This window comes from Mycobacterium sp. E2497 (assembly GCF_001668695.1).
Classification (GTDB): Bacteria; Actinomycetota; Actinomycetes; order Mycobacteriales; family Mycobacteriaceae; genus Mycobacterium.
The window spans coordinates 18,655-32,127 of the sequence record NZ_LZKD01000244.1; the positions used below are offsets into that span (position 1 = coordinate 18,655).

Annotated in this window: 12 protein-coding genes, 1 pseudogene and 2 riboswitches; of the genes and pseudogenes, 12 read left to right on the forward strand and 1 reads right to left on the reverse strand. The window is 68.3% G+C overall.

Features of this window, described 5'->3' with window-relative positions; genetic code table 11:
* Positions 1–11: 11 nt before the first annotated feature.
* Positions 12–1,937 carry an ABC transporter ATP-binding protein/permease gene (locus tag A5713_RS23530; protein ID WP_068098573.1) on the reverse strand — a complete coding sequence of 642 codons (1,926 nt, stop codon included), beginning with the start codon at positions 1,935–1,937 and terminating at the stop codon, positions 12–14.
* Between the two features lie 93 nt (positions 1,938–2,030).
* Here A5713_RS23530 and A5713_RS23535 point away from each other — a divergent pair, with 93 nt between their 5' ends.
* The 12 genes and pseudogenes from A5713_RS23535 to A5713_RS23590 form a co-directional block, all read left to right on the forward strand.
* The gene (locus tag A5713_RS23535) at positions 2,031–3,674 is read left to right on the forward strand and encodes an acetolactate synthase (protein WP_068098574.1); all 1,644 of its coding nucleotides are present in this window, start codon (positions 2,031–2,033) and stop codon (positions 3,672–3,674) included.
* 52 nt (positions 3,675–3,726) lie between these two features.
* A complete protein-coding gene (gene secA2, locus A5713_RS23540; protein ID WP_068098575.1) occupies positions 3,727–6,051 on the forward strand; it encodes an accessory Sec system translocase SecA2 in 2,325 nt (774 codons plus the stop codon).
* Positions 6,052–6,121: 70 nt separating this feature from the next.
* Positions 6,122–6,751: a CDP-alcohol phosphatidyltransferase family protein gene (locus A5713_RS23545; protein ID WP_068098576.1), complete on the forward strand. Its 630-nt coding sequence runs from the start codon at positions 6,122–6,124 to the stop codon at positions 6,749–6,751.
* Positions 6,744–7,670: a DUF881 domain-containing protein gene (locus A5713_RS23550; RefSeq protein WP_068098577.1), complete on the forward strand. Its 927-nt coding sequence runs from the start codon at positions 6,744–6,746 to the stop codon at positions 7,668–7,670. The genes A5713_RS23545 and A5713_RS23550 overlap by 8 nt, the downstream gene beginning before the upstream one ends.
* A 55-nt stretch (positions 7,671–7,725) precedes the next feature.
* Positions 7,726–8,058, forward strand: a complete 333-nt coding sequence (locus A5713_RS23555) for a small basic family protein (protein WP_007170008.1) — start codon at positions 7,726–7,728, stop codon at positions 8,056–8,058.
* Between the two features lie 112 nt (positions 8,059–8,170).
* The gene (locus A5713_RS23560) at positions 8,171–9,010 is read left to right on the forward strand and encodes a DUF881 domain-containing protein (protein ID WP_067921504.1); all 840 of its coding nucleotides are present in this window, start codon (positions 8,171–8,173) and stop codon (positions 9,008–9,010) included.
* 28 nt (positions 9,011–9,038) lie between these two features.
* Positions 9,039–9,437 (forward strand): glycine cleavage system protein GcvH, encoded by a 399-nt coding sequence (gcvH, locus tag A5713_RS23565; protein ID WP_067921506.1) that lies wholly within the window; start codon positions 9,039–9,041, stop codon positions 9,435–9,437.
* 262 nt (positions 9,438–9,699) lie between these two features.
* A complete protein-coding gene (garA, locus tag A5713_RS23570; RefSeq protein WP_276038948.1) occupies positions 9,700–10,161 on the forward strand; it encodes a glycogen accumulation regulator GarA in 462 nt (153 codons plus the stop codon).
* On the forward strand, positions 10,161–10,922 hold the full coding sequence (locus tag A5713_RS23575; protein WP_068098578.1) for a MerR family transcriptional regulator: 762 nt from the start codon (positions 10,161–10,163) through the stop codon (positions 10,920–10,922). The genes garA and A5713_RS23575 overlap by 1 nt, the downstream gene beginning before the upstream one ends.
* 105 nt (positions 10,923–11,027) lie before the next feature.
* Positions 11,028–11,522 (forward strand): bifunctional nuclease family protein, encoded by a 495-nt coding sequence (locus A5713_RS23580; protein ID WP_046184273.1) that lies wholly within the window; start codon positions 11,028–11,030, stop codon positions 11,520–11,522.
* Positions 11,523–11,816: 294 nt separating this feature from the next.
* On the forward strand, positions 11,817–12,422 hold the full coding sequence (locus A5713_RS23585; RefSeq protein WP_067921510.1) for a MerR family transcriptional regulator: 606 nt from the start codon (positions 11,817–11,819) through the stop codon (positions 12,420–12,422).
* Between the two features lie 41 nt (positions 12,423–12,463).
* A riboswitch (glycine riboswitch) is annotated at positions 12,464–12,561 on the forward strand.
* A gap of 2 nt (positions 12,562–12,563) precedes the next feature.
* Positions 12,564–12,690, forward strand: a riboswitch (glycine riboswitch).
* 42 nt (positions 12,691–12,732) lie between these two features.
* Positions 12,733–13,473, forward strand: a pseudogene (locus tag A5713_RS23590) (glycine dehydrogenase (aminomethyl-transferring)); the annotation flags it as partial.

Here is a 13,473-nt window from a genome sequence, read left to right on the forward strand (position 1 = left end):
GCCGGCAGCTGTTAGACCGGGGCGGGTTCCTTCTTTTCCTCCACGGGGCCCAGCCGCCACGGGCCGCCGCCGAGCAACTGCAGCTCTTGTTCGTGGTGTTGTTCGACCGTGGGCCGATGACTGACGCTGACCACCACGCAGTCCGGCAATTCGGTCCGCAGGAGTTGGTACAGCGCGAATTCCAGCCCCTCGTCGAGCGCCGAGGTGGCCTCGTCGAGGAATACCGCCTTGGGTTTGGTCAGCAGGATGCGCGCGAAGGCGACACGTTGCTGCTCGCCGGGTGAAAGCACCTTGGCCCAGTCCCGCTCTTCGTCGAGCCGGTCGAGCAGTGGCGCCAGGGCGACTTTGGTGAGTACCTCCCGCAGTTCGTCATCGGAGATGCCGTCCGGGGAATTCGGGTAGCAGACCACGGTGCGCAGGCTGCCCAGCGGCACGTAGGGCAACTGCGACAGGAACATCGTCGCGTTGTCGCCGTCCGGGCGGCACAGGGTGCCGGAGGCATACGGCCACAACTCCGCCAGACTGCGCAGCAGCGTGGTCTTGCCGGCGCCGGAGCGACCGGTGATCACCAGCGAATCCCCTTCGGCGAGTTGCACATCCAGCGGGTCGATCAGCCGGTCACCGGCCGGGGTGCGCACCTCGAGGTCGCGAAGCTCGACGGCGGTCTCTTCGCTCGGCTTGACCAGTATGGTCGGCAGCGCGCGCCCCTTCTCGTTGGCATCGACGAGGCCGTGCAACCGGATGATCGACGCCCGGAAGGCGGCGAAGGCGTCGTAGTTGTTGCGGAAGAACGACAGCGAATCCTGAATATTGCCAAAGGCCGTCGCGCTTTGACCCACGTCGCCGAAATCGATCCGGCCGGCGAACAGCCGCGGCGCCTGAATCACCCACGGCAACGGCACAATCGCCTGCGAGACCGACCAGTTCCATCCGTTGAAGATGATGGTTCGGCGGACGAACTTGCGGTAGTTGTCGATGATCGGGGTGAAGCGCCGCCACAGCTGCGTCCGCTCCACGCGCTCGCCGCGGTAGAAACCCACGGCCTCCGCAGCGTCACGCAATCGCACCAGGGCGTACCGGAACGCGGCGTTGAGCCTCTCGTTGTCGAAGCTGAGCCGAATCAGGGGATGGCCCAACCAGATCGCCACCACCGTGGCGACCAGCACGTAAACCAGCACCGTCCAGAACATCGCGCGTGGCAGGTCAACGCCGAGCACGGTGAGATTTCCCGACAGGTTCCACAGAATCGCGGCGAAGGAAATCACCGAGGCCACGGCGTTGACGGCCCCGAACAGCAAGGTGCTGCCGGTGCCGTTGGACGGGATGTTCGGGGTGCCGCCCGCATTGGCGGTGAAGATGTCGATGTCCTGCTGGATGCGCTGGTCGGGGTTGTCGATGGTGTGGTCGATGAACAGGTCGCGGTAGTAGGCCCGCCCGGCGAGCCAGTCGTCGGTGAGATTCGCCGTCAGCCACATGCGCCAGGCGATGATGAACCGCTGCGTCAGGTAGATGTCGATCATGAACCGGACGACGTACAGGACCGCCAGCACGCTGAAGATCGCGATCGACATCCAGAAGCCGTGAATCCCGGACTGTTTGACCGCGTCGTCGTCGGCGGCGAGACCCTGCACCGCCTTCTGAACCGCGGTGTACAGGTCGTTGCCCTGGTAGCTGAGCAACACCATGAGCCGCACCGACAGGAGTACCGACAGCAACAGCACGCCCAGCATCAGCCACACGCGCACGCTGTGGGCCCCGACGAAGTACCCGCGGGTGATCCGCCAGAACTGCCGGCCCCACGGCGTGAGGTACCTGAAGGCGACCAGCACGATGAAGAGCACCACCGCGCTGACGAGCCATGCGATGGCCACCCACCGCAAGGAATCGATGGTGGCCGTCGACCAGTCGATCGAGGGCTTGAACGGCTTTGGGCCCATGGTCGCTGTCTCCTCACGGTCGCGCTGATGGACTCTGCTGGAACTTGAAATCCTCCGGCGAAGGTACCCGAAGGATCTGGATAGGCTGCGGTTATGAGCACCGACGCCATCCCCACTCAAACATTGCACGCCGGCCGGCTCATCGCGCGGCGCCTGCGGGCCAGCGGTGTCGACACCGTGTTCACGTTGTCCGGCGGCCACCTGTTCTCGCTCTACGACGGCTGCCGAGCGGAGGGCGTGCGGCTGATCGACACCCGGCATGAGCAGACCGCGGCCTTCGCCGCCGAGGGCTGGTCGAAAGTGACGCGGGTTCCCGGTGTCGCCGCGCTCACCGCCGGGCCGGGCGTCACCAACGGGATGAGCGCGATGGCGGCCGCGCAGCAGAACCAGTCGCCGCTCGTCGTGCTGGGCGGGCGAGCGCCCGCGGGGCGGTGGGGCATGGGCTCGCTGCAGGAGATCGACCACGTGCCGTTCGTGGCGCCGCTGGCCCGCTTCGCCGCCACGGCGCAGTCGGCCGAGGATGCGGGGCGGCTCGTCGACGAGGCGTTGCGGGCGGCGGTCGGCGCCCCGTCGGGCGTCGGCTTCGTCGACTTCCCCATGGACCACGTGTTTTCGATGTCCGAGGATCACGGCGGCCCCGGCGCCCTCGCCGACCTGCCGCCGGGGCCGCCCCCCGACGGCGACTCGCTCGGCCGCGCCGCCGGTCTGCTGTCCACGGCGAAGCGGCCGGTGATCATGGCCGGCACCAACGTCTGGTGGGGACGCGGGGAGGCGGCCCTCCTGCGTCTCGCCGAGGAACTGCAGATCCCGGTGTTGATGAACGGGATGGCCCGCGGCGCGGTGCCCGCCGATCATCCGCTGGCGTTCTCCCGGGTGCGCGGAAAAGCGTTGGGCGAGGCCGATGTTGCGCTGATCGTCGGGGTGCCCATGGACTTCCGGCTCGGCTTCGGCGCCGTGTTCGGGCCGCAAACCCGGCTCATCGTGGTGGACCGGGCCGAACCCGAGCGCAAACATCCCCGGCCGGTCGAAGCCGAGCTCTACGGGGACCTGCTGTCGACGCTGGCGGCACTGGCCGCCGGCGGCGGGACCGATCACCGGGGCTGGATCGACGAGCTACGGACGGCCGAGACCGCGGCGCGCGGCAAGGAGAAGACGGAGCTCGCCGACGATCGCATCCCGCTGCATCCCATGCGGGTGTACGCGGAGCTCGCCCCGATGCTGGACCGCGACGCCATCGTCGTCATCGACGGGGGCGATTTCGGCTCCTACGCCGGACGGGTGATCGACAGCTACCTACCCGGCTGCTGGCTGGACAGCGGCCCCTTCGGGTGCCTCGGCTCGGGCCCCGGCTACGCCCTGGCCGCCAAGCTGGCCCGGCCGGACCGTCAGGTCGTCCTGCTGCAGGGTGACGGCGCGTTCGGCTTCAGTGGCATGGAGTGGGACACCCTGGTACGGCACAACGTGCCCGTCGTCTCGGTGATCGGCAACAACGGAATCTGGGGGCTGGAGAAGCACCCGATGGAGGCGTTGTACGGCTATTCGGTGGTGGCCGAACTGCGCCCGGGAACCCGCTACGACGAGGTGGTGCGCGCCCTCGGCGGCCACGGCGAGCTGGTCTCCGCCCCGGCCGAGCTGCGGCCCGCGCTGGAACGCGCCTTCGGCAGCGGCCTGCCCGCCGTCGTCAACGTCCTCACCGACCCCAACGTGGCGTATCCCCGCCGCTCCAACCTGGCGTGAACCGCGTGTCGCGGACGGACACGCACGCTGGCGGGTCGCGTACCGTTGACCTGTGCCAAAGACCACCCGCCCACAACCCGGCCGCCTGAGCAGCCGTTTTTGGCGACTGCTCGGCGCCAGCACCGAGAAGAACCGCAGCCGATCCCTCGGCCAGGTCACCGACTCGTCCGAATACGACGAGGAAGCCGCAGGCCTCACCGACGAGCAGCTGCGCAAGGCCGCCGGGCTGCTCAACCTCGACGACCTCGCCGAGTCCGAGGACATCCCGCAGTTCCTCGCCATCGCCCGGGAGGCGGCCGAGCGATCGACGGCCCTACGTCCGTTCGACGTGCAGCTGCTCGGGGCGCTGCGCATGCTCGCGGGCGACGTCATCGAAATGGCCACCGGTGAGGGCAAGACGCTCTCGGGGGCGATCGCGGCGGCCGGCTACGCGCTGGCCGGGCGGCACGTCCACGTGGTGACCATCAACGACTACCTGGCCCGCCGCGACGCGGAGTGGATGGGCCCGCTGATCGAGGCGATGGGGTTGACGGTCGGTTGGATCACCGCCGAATCGACCAGCGAGGAGCGCCGCGCCGCCTACGGCTGCGACGTCACCTACGCCTCGGTCAACGAGATCGGCTTCGACGTGCTGCGCGACCAACTCGTGGTCGACGTCGACGACCTGGTGTCGCCCAATCCCGACGTGGCGCTGATCGACGAGGCCGACTCGGTGCTGGTCGACGAGGCGTTGGTGCCGCTGGTGCTGGCGGGCACGACGCACCGGGAGACGCCACGGCTGGAGATCATCAAGCTGGTCGGCGAGTTGGAGGCCGGGACCGACTACGACACCGACTCCGACAGCCGCAACGTCCATTTGACCGACGTCGGCGCCCGCAAAGTGGAGAAGGCGCTCGGCGGCATCGACCTCTACTCCGAGGAGCACGTCGGCACGACCCTGACGGAGGTGAACGTCGCCCTGCACGCGCACGTGCTGTTGCAGCGCGACGTGCACTACATCGTCCGGGACGACGCGGTGCACCTGATCAACGCCGCCCGCGGCCGGATCGCCCAACTGCAGCGCTGGCCGGACGGCCTGCAGGCCGCCGTCGAGGCGAAGGAGGGGATCGAGACCACCGAAACCGGCGAAGTGCTCGACACGATCACGGTGCAGGCGCTGATCAACCGCTACGAAACCGTGTGCGGCATGACCGGCACCGCGCTGGCCGCCGGAGAACAGCTGCGCCAGTTCTACAAGCTCGGCGTGTCCCCAATCCCGCCGAATGAGCCCAACGTTCGCGAGGACGAGTCCGACCGCGTCTACATCACGGCCGCGGCCAAGAACGACGCGATCGTCGCGCACATCGCCGAGGTGCACGAGACCGGGCAGCCGGTGCTGGTCGGCACCCGCGACGTGGCCGAATCGGAGGAACTGCACGAGCGGCTGCTGCGCCGCGGCGTGCCCGCGGTGGTGCTCAACGCGAAGAACGACGCTGAGGAGGCCGAGGTCATCGCCGAGGCCGGCAAGTTCGGTGTGGTCACCGTGTCGACCCAGATGGCGGGGCGGGGCACCGACATCCGGCTCGGGGGCTCCGACGAGGCCGACCACGACAGGGTCGCCGAGCTCGGCGGGCTGCACGTGGTGGGTACCGGCCGGCACCACACCGAGCGACTGGACAACCAGTTGCGCGGGCGCGCCGGTCGCCAGGGCGACCCGGGGTCGTCGGTGTTCTTCTCGAGTTGGGAAGACGACGTCGTGGCGGCCAACCTCGACCACAACAAGCTGCCCATGGAGACCGACGAGGATGGCCGGATCGTCAGCCCCAAGGCGGCCGGGCTGCTCGACCACGCCCAGCGCGTCGCCGAGGGCCGGATGCTGGACGTGCACGCCAACACCTGGCGCTACAACCAGCTCATCGCCCAACAGCGCGCCATCATCGTCGATCGGCGAAACACGTTGCTGCGCACCCCAACCGCGCGCGAGGAGCTCGCCGAACTGGCGCCCAAGCGGTACAAGGAGCTGGCTGGGGACATCCCCGAAGATCGGCTCGAGACCATCTGCAGGCAGATCATGCTGTATCACCTCGACCGCGGCTGGGCCGACCACCTGGCGTACCTGGCCGACATCCGGGAGAGCATCCACCTGCGGGCACTGGGGCGGCAGAACCCGCTGGACGAGTTCCACCGGTTGGCGGTCGACGCGTTCGCGTCGCTGGCCGCCGACGCGATCGAGGCCGCGCAGCAGACATTCGAGACCGCCAACGTCCTGGAAGAGGAACAGGGGCTGGATCTTTCCAAGCTGGCCCGGCCGACGTCGACGTGGACCTACATGGTCAACGACAACCCGCTGTCGGATGACACGCTGTCGACGCTGAGCCTGCCCGGCGTCTTCCGCTAGTCCGGAGGGTGGCTCGGGCGCCGAGTGTGCGTCCAGCCGTCCAGTCGGCATTCGACTAAGGTCACGGCTTATGGAGCCGGCGCTTCCGCCCAACCGGGTGCTGACGGTGCCCAACGCGCTGAGCGCCATTCGCCTGGTGCTCATCGGTGTCTTCGCCTACGCCCTGCTGGTCGCGCACGCCAACGGCTGGGCGGTCGGGATCCTGATGTTCAGCGGCGCGTCCGACTGGGCCGACGGCAAGATCGCCCGGCTGCTCGACCAGTCATCGCGGCTGGGTGTCCTGCTCGACCCGGCGGTCGACCGCCTGTACATGGTCGGCGTTCCCGTCGTGATGGCGTGGAGCGGGATCGTGCCGTGGTGGTTTGTCGCCATCCTGCTGGCGCGCGATGGGTTGCTGGCCGCGACGCTGCCGCTGCTGTGGAGCCGCGGCCTGTCCGCGCTGCCGGTGACCTACATCGGGAAGGCCGCCACGTTCGCGTTGATGTCCGGTTTTCCGCTCGTGCTGCTCGGGACGTGGGACGCGCTGTGGAGCCGGGTGGTCGGGGCCTGCGGCTGGGCGTTCCTGATCTGGGGCATGTACGCCTACCTCTGGTCGTTCGCGCTGTACGTGGTGCAGATGACGTTGGTGGTGCGCCGGATGCCCCGGCTCAGACACGGCCCCCGCCGGCCCGCCGCGCCCAGGGCGGTCGAAAGTGGCTGACGGTGACCGCCTGCTCGGCGGCTACGACCCGAACGCCGGCCGCAGCGCGCATGTGGCCTCGCGGCCGCAGCTGATCCCGGTGCCCTCCCTGTTGCGCGCCCTGCTGTCCGAACACCTGGATCCCGGTTACGCCGCGGCCGCCGACAAGCGCGGCGCCGCCGACCACCATGGCGGGGCGCGTCAGCGCGCCGCGAGCTGGCTGTGGCAGGCATTGGCGGCGCTGTTGATCGCCACCGTCTTCGCCGCGGCGGTCGTGCAGGCCCGCTCGGTCGCCCCCGGCGTGCGCTCCGCGCAACAGCTGCTGCTGGGCAATGTGCGTTCGGCGGAGAATTCGGCGGCAAAACTGGCCCAGCGGCGCAGCGAGCTGTCGTCGCGAGTGGACAACGTGCAGCGCCGCGCGCTGGCCGACGACGCCGAAGGGCAGCGCCTGCTGGCCCGCCTCGATGCGCTGGGGCTGGCGGCGGCCAGCACGGCGGTGATCGGCCCGGGCCTCAAGGTGACCGTGACCGATCCGGGCGCCGGCCCGAACCTTTCCGACGTGTCCAAGCAGCGAATCAGCGGCAGCAGGCAGATCATCCTGGATCGGGATCTGCAGCTGGTGGTCAACTCGTTGTGGGCCAGCGGCGCCGAGGCGATTTCGGTCGGGGGCGTGCGCATCGGGCCCGACGCGACCATCCGGCAGGCCGGCGGGGCAATCCTGGTCGACAACAACCCCACCAGCAGCCCATACACGATCCTGGCGGTGGGACCGCCACGGGCGATGCGGGACGTCTTCGACCAAAGCTCCGGCAGGCAGCGCCTCAAGCTGCTCGAGGCCTCCTACAGTGTCGTCGTCACGGTCGACACCGCCGACGGGATGACGCTTCCCGCCGGATCGATCCGGGATGTCAAGTTCGCCAAACAGATTGGGCCACAGTGAGAATAGTCCTCGGCAGCCAGCACCCCCTGTGCGAGTCGCGGATGGGACATCGAGCATGATCGGTATCGCGGCGCTGGCGATCGGCATCGTGCTCGGCCTGGTTTTCCACCCCGCCGTGCCCGAGGTCGTCCAGCCGTACCTGCCCATCGCGGTGGTCGCGGCGCTCGACGCGGTGTTCGGCGGGTTGCGCGCCTATCTGGAGCGGATCTTCGATCCCAAAGTCTTCGTGATCTCGTTCGTTTTCAACGTTTTCGTGGCAGCCCTGATCGTGTACGTCGGCGACCAACTCGGAGTCGGCACGCAGTTGTCCACGGCCATCATCGTGGTGTTGGGAATCCGCATCTTCGGCAACGCCGCGGCGCTGCGGCGCCGGCTGTTCGGGGCGTGACCGAGCCGACGACGATGCAGAGAGAAGCGACGTGGGGGTACGCCCCCAGAAGGAGGGACCCCCACCCGATCGCGGGGGAAAGGAGTGGCGCCATGACGGGGATGAGGCCGGCGTGAGCCAGGACCCGGCAGACGACGCCGCCGAAACACCTGAAGCAGCGGGCCGCACCCAGCACGGACGTCACGAACTGCCGACGAAGAGCCCCCGCCCGGAGATCGGGCCGGTGCGCCGCACCGGATTTTCAGGGCTTTTCCGCGGCGGCCGCTCGCGGATGGCGTTCGGAACGTTGGCGGTCATGTTGTGCCTGCTGTTGGGCATCGCCATCGTCACGCAGGTCCGCCAGAACGAGTCGGGCGATTCGCTGGACACGGCGCGCCCGGCGGACTTGCTGGTGTTGCTGGATTCGTTGCGGCAGCGGGAGGCCACCCTCAACGCCGAAGTCAGCGAATTGCAGAACACGCTGAATTCCCTGCAGGCGTCCGGCAACAACGACCAGGCCGCCATTGCGGCCGCGCAGGCCAGGCTGGCGGCGCTGTCCATCTTGGCCGGTGCCGTGGGGGCCACCGGGCCGGGCGTCACCATCACGATCGACGATCCCGGGCCCGGCGTCGCCCCGGAGGTCATGCTCGACGTCATCAACGAACTGCGTGCCGCCGGCGCGGAGGCCATCGAGGTCAACGACGCGCATCAGTCGGTGCGGGTAGGTGTCGATACCTGGGTAGTGGGTATGCCTGGCTCGCTGACCGTCGACAACAAGACGCTGTCGCCGCCGTATTCAATTCTGGCGATTGGGGATCCACCCACCCTGGCCGCGGCGATGAACATACCGGGCGGCGCCGAGGACAGCATCAAGCGTGTCGGCGCGCGGATGTCGGTCCGGCAGGCCGACCGGGTGGACGTGACCACCTTGCGACAACCAAAACCGCACCAATACGCTCAGCCCGTCAAGTGAGCAATTCGCCAACAGAACAGGACTACTCGTGAGCGACATCCCACCCGACCTGCACTACACCGCCGAACACGAGTGGGTTCGCCGAAGCGGTCAGGACACGGCGCGGGTCGGGATCACCGACTTCGCCCAGTCGGCGCTGGGCGACGTGGTCTTCGTTCAGCTGCCCGAGGTCGGCACCGAACTGACCGCGGGTGAGTCGTTCGGTGAGGTCGAGTCGACGAAATCGGTGTCGGATCTGTACGCCCCGGTATCGGGCACGGTGTCCGCGGTGAACGCCGACCTGGAGGGCAGTCCGCAGCTGGTCAACTCCGACCCGTACGGGGCCGGGTGGCTGGTGGACGTCCAGGTGGCCGACACCGCCGCATTGGAGTCGGCCATTTCGTCGCTGCTGGACGCCGAGGCCTACCGCGGAACGTTGACCGAATGACGGTTGCTAAGGTGCCTGCCAGCCCCGCGCGGCGACGCGAGCGGCGCGGCGGGCCGGCGGGGGAAAGGCGGGAAATCGGTCTTCCGATCGTCGGGTGGGGGGCACATTGCAGACCTATGCGCGGTACCGTCGACACATCGACACTTGAAGGCCCCGGTCTCGGTAATCGGCAGTACCGGGCGAACAAACCTAGTGAGCAGCCGGCCGAGCGGCCCGGTCAGACAACGCCACAGCGGCCAGTGAGGAGCAGCGCGTGACGGACATGGACAACGACCAGACCTCTGACGAAGTCACGGTGGAAACGACCTCGGTCTTCCGCGCCGACTTCCTCAACGAACTGGACGCCCCCGCGCAGGCGGGCACCGAGAGTGCGGTATCCGGGGTGGAAGGCCTCCCGGCGGGCTCGGCACTGCTGGTCGTCAAGCGGGGACCAAACGCCGGGTCGCGCTTCTTGCTCGACCAGCCCATCACGTCGGCCGGTCGGCACCCCGACAGCGACATCTTCCTCGACGACGTCACCGTCAGCCGACGCCACGCCGAATTCAGGTTGGAAAACAACGAATTCAACGTGGTCGATGTCGGTAGCCTTAACGGCACGTACGTCAACCGGGAGCCCGTGGACTCGGCGGTGCTCGCCAACGGCGACGAGGTGCAGATCGGCAAGTTCCGCTTGGTGTTTTTGACCGGGCCCAAGCAGGGTGAGGACGGAGGATCCGGAGGCTAGTGAGCGCGCCCGATAGCCCGGCGCTGGCCGGGATGTCGATCGGGACGGTCCTGGAATTGTTGAGACCGGACTTTCCCGATGTCACGATCTCCAAGATTCGGTTCTTGGAGGCCGAGGGACTGGTGACGCCGCAGCGCGCCGCGTCTGGCTATCGGAGATTCACCGCATACGACTGCGCCCGGTTGCGTTTCATCCTGACCGCGCAGCGCGATCACTACCTACCGCTCAAGGTCATCCGGGCGCAATTGGACGCCCAGCCCGACGGCGAGCTGCCGCCCTTCGGATCCCCGTACGCCGCGCCGCGCCTGGTGTCCGTGGCGGGAGTCGGGGAGGCCGATGCCGAGGCGGGCGACCTGCCCGGGTCCGACACGGCCGCGGTGGCGCCTTCGAGCATTCGGCTGAGCCGTGAAGACCTGCTGGAGCGCTCCGGGGTGGGCGACGACCTGTTGACGGCGCTGCTGAAGGCGGGGGTGATCACCACCGGCCCGGGCGGCTTCTTCGACGAACACGCCGTCGTCATCCTGCAATGCGCGCGGGCGCTGTCCGAGTACGGCGTGGAGCCGCGGCATCTGCGCGCTTTCCGCTCGGCAGCCGACCGGCAATCGGACCTGATCGCCCAAATCGCCGGGCCGGTAGTCAAAGCCGATAAGGCCGGCGCCCGTGACCGCGCCGACGATCTGGCTCGGGAGGTCGCGGCGTTGGCCATCACCTTGCACACGTCGCTGATCAAATCCGCCGTTCGCGACGTTCTTCATCGCTGAGGACTAGACTTCGTCGATAGCTTGGTTTTCGGCGGCATAGCGAGAATTCGGCGTCGTCGTTGCGCCAAGAACCGACACGGCAGCATATGCGGAGGGCAGACACAAATGGGCGAAGTTCGTGTTGTCGGCATTCGCGTGGAGCAGCCGCAGAACCAGCCGGTCCTGTTACTGCGCGAGACCGACGGCGACCGTTACCTGCCGATCTGGATCGGCCAATCGGAGGCTGCCGCGATCGCGCTCGAACAGCAGGGGGTCGAGCCGCCCCGCCCGCTGACACACGATCTGATCAGGGATGTTATTGCGGCGCTTGGCCATTCGCTGAAAGAGGTGCGGATCGTCGACCTCCAAGAGGGCACGTTCTACGCCGACCTGGTCTTCGATCGCAACATCACCGTGTCGGCGCGACCCTCGGATTCGGTGGCGATCGCGTTGCGTGTCGGCGTTCCGATCTACGTCGAGGAGGCCGTGCTGGCCCAGGCCGGCCTGCTCATCCCCGACGAGACCGACGAAGAGGGCGGCACCGCCGTCCGCGAGGACGAGGTGGAGAAGTTCAAGGAGTTTCTCGACAGCGTGTCTCCCGACGATTTCAAGGCCACGTAGGCGATTCGGGGTGATTCGCGGCCGATTTGCGCGCGGTTTGGGTGGCCGCGGTGCGCGTACTACCCTGGACATCGACATCACGGATCTGTCTCAACTAGCGCCGGGATGTCGACACGCCTGGCGGATAGCGCCCTCACTTGGCCCGGCGGCGGCCATACTTTGATCACGACTTAAACGGGCGCGGTAGCTATCGAAGCGCGTAAGCTCTCTAGCACTCGGGCCTGAGCAAACGTGGCTGCGACGCAGCCAGTGACGCAGCTGGAAACGAAAGCGCGATCGGCGAGAGGAAGCACCGTGAGCGAGCAGCCACGCCAAGAACAGCTGGACCTAGCTGACCACCCGACCGCCGTGCCGGAAGCGCCCGTTCAGCCCGGGCTGTTTCCCGACGACTCGGTGCCCGACGAGCTGGTCGGATACCGCGGGCCCAGCGCCTGCCAGATCGCCGGAATCACCTACCGCCAGCTGGACTATTGGGCGCGCACCTCGCTGGTGGTGCCGTCCATCCGCAGCGCGGCGGGCTCGGGCAGCCAGCGGCTGTACTCGTTCAAGGACATCCTGGTCCTCAAGATCGTCAAGCGGCTGCTCGACACCGGGATCTCGCTGCACAACATCAGGGTTGCGGTCGATCATCTGCGCCAGCGCGGGGTGCAGGACCTGGCCAACATCACGTTGTTCTCCGACGGCACCACGGTTTACGAATGCACGTCGGCCGAAGAGGTCGTCGACCTGCTGCAGGGCGGGCAGGGCGTGTTCGGCATTGCCGTATCCGGCGCCATGCGCGAGCTGACCGGCGTGATCGCCGACTTCCCCGGGGAGCGGGCCGATGGCGGCGAGTCGATCGCCGCGCCCGAGGACGAGCTGGCCTCCCGGCGCAAGCACCGCGACCGCAAGATCGGCTGAACGCATCCGCGTGACCCGGACAGGTAAACTGGGTCCCGCATCGCACTCGTGCGGGAGAGTTCCGTGGCGGCCAGTCACGGACGCCGAAGGAGCAACACCTCTCCGCTAACCTCTCAGGCACCCGGACCGCGCGGGTAAACGATGCCTCTGGAAAGCGGTGCCGACCCCCCGGGGGTCCGGCACCCGCCGATGGGGAAAGGCGCTCAGACACCAACGGGCGCCGAATCTCTCAGGCGCCCGGCGAACGGGTGAAGACAGAGGGAGAGGGCCGCTAGTCCTCTGCCTCTGCCGCCACTTCAGGAGACCGCCCGTGCCGGACCACACCACCTTCGCAGCCCGCCACATAGGCCCGGACGCCCAGGCCGTCGCGGCCATGCTGCGCGTCATCGGAGTCGATTCGCTCGACCAACTTGCCGCCAAGGCCGTCCCCGCGGGCATCCTCGACAGGCTGACCGACAGCGGCGTGGCGCCGGGCCTGGACGAGTTGCCGCCGGCCGTCACCGAAACGGAGGCCCTGGCAGAGCTCCGGGCGCTGGCCGAGGCCAACACGGTGGCCGTGTCGATGATCGGGCAGGGCTACTACGACACGCTCACCCCGCCGGTGCTGGTGCGCAACATCCTGGAGAACCCGGCGTGGTACACCGCCTACACGCCGTATCAGCCCGAGATCAGCCAGGGCCGGCTGGAGGCGCTGCTGAATTTCCAGACCATGGTGGCCGACCTGACCGGGCTGGAGGTCGCCAACGCGTCGATGCTCGATGAGGGCACCGCGGCCGCCGAGGCCATGACGCTGATGCACCGCGCGACCCGTGGCACCTCGAACCGGCTCGCCGTCGACGCCGACCTGTTCGCCCAGACGGCTGCCGTGCTGGCCACGCGGGCCCGGCCGCTGGGCATCGAGATCGTCACCGCCGACCTGCGGGACGGCCTGCCCGACGGCGAATTCTTCGGCGTCATCACCCAGCTGCCCGGCGCCAGCGGCCGGATCACCGACTGGTCGGCGTTGGTTGCGGCGGCGCACGAGCGGGGCGCGCTGATCGCCATCGGCGCC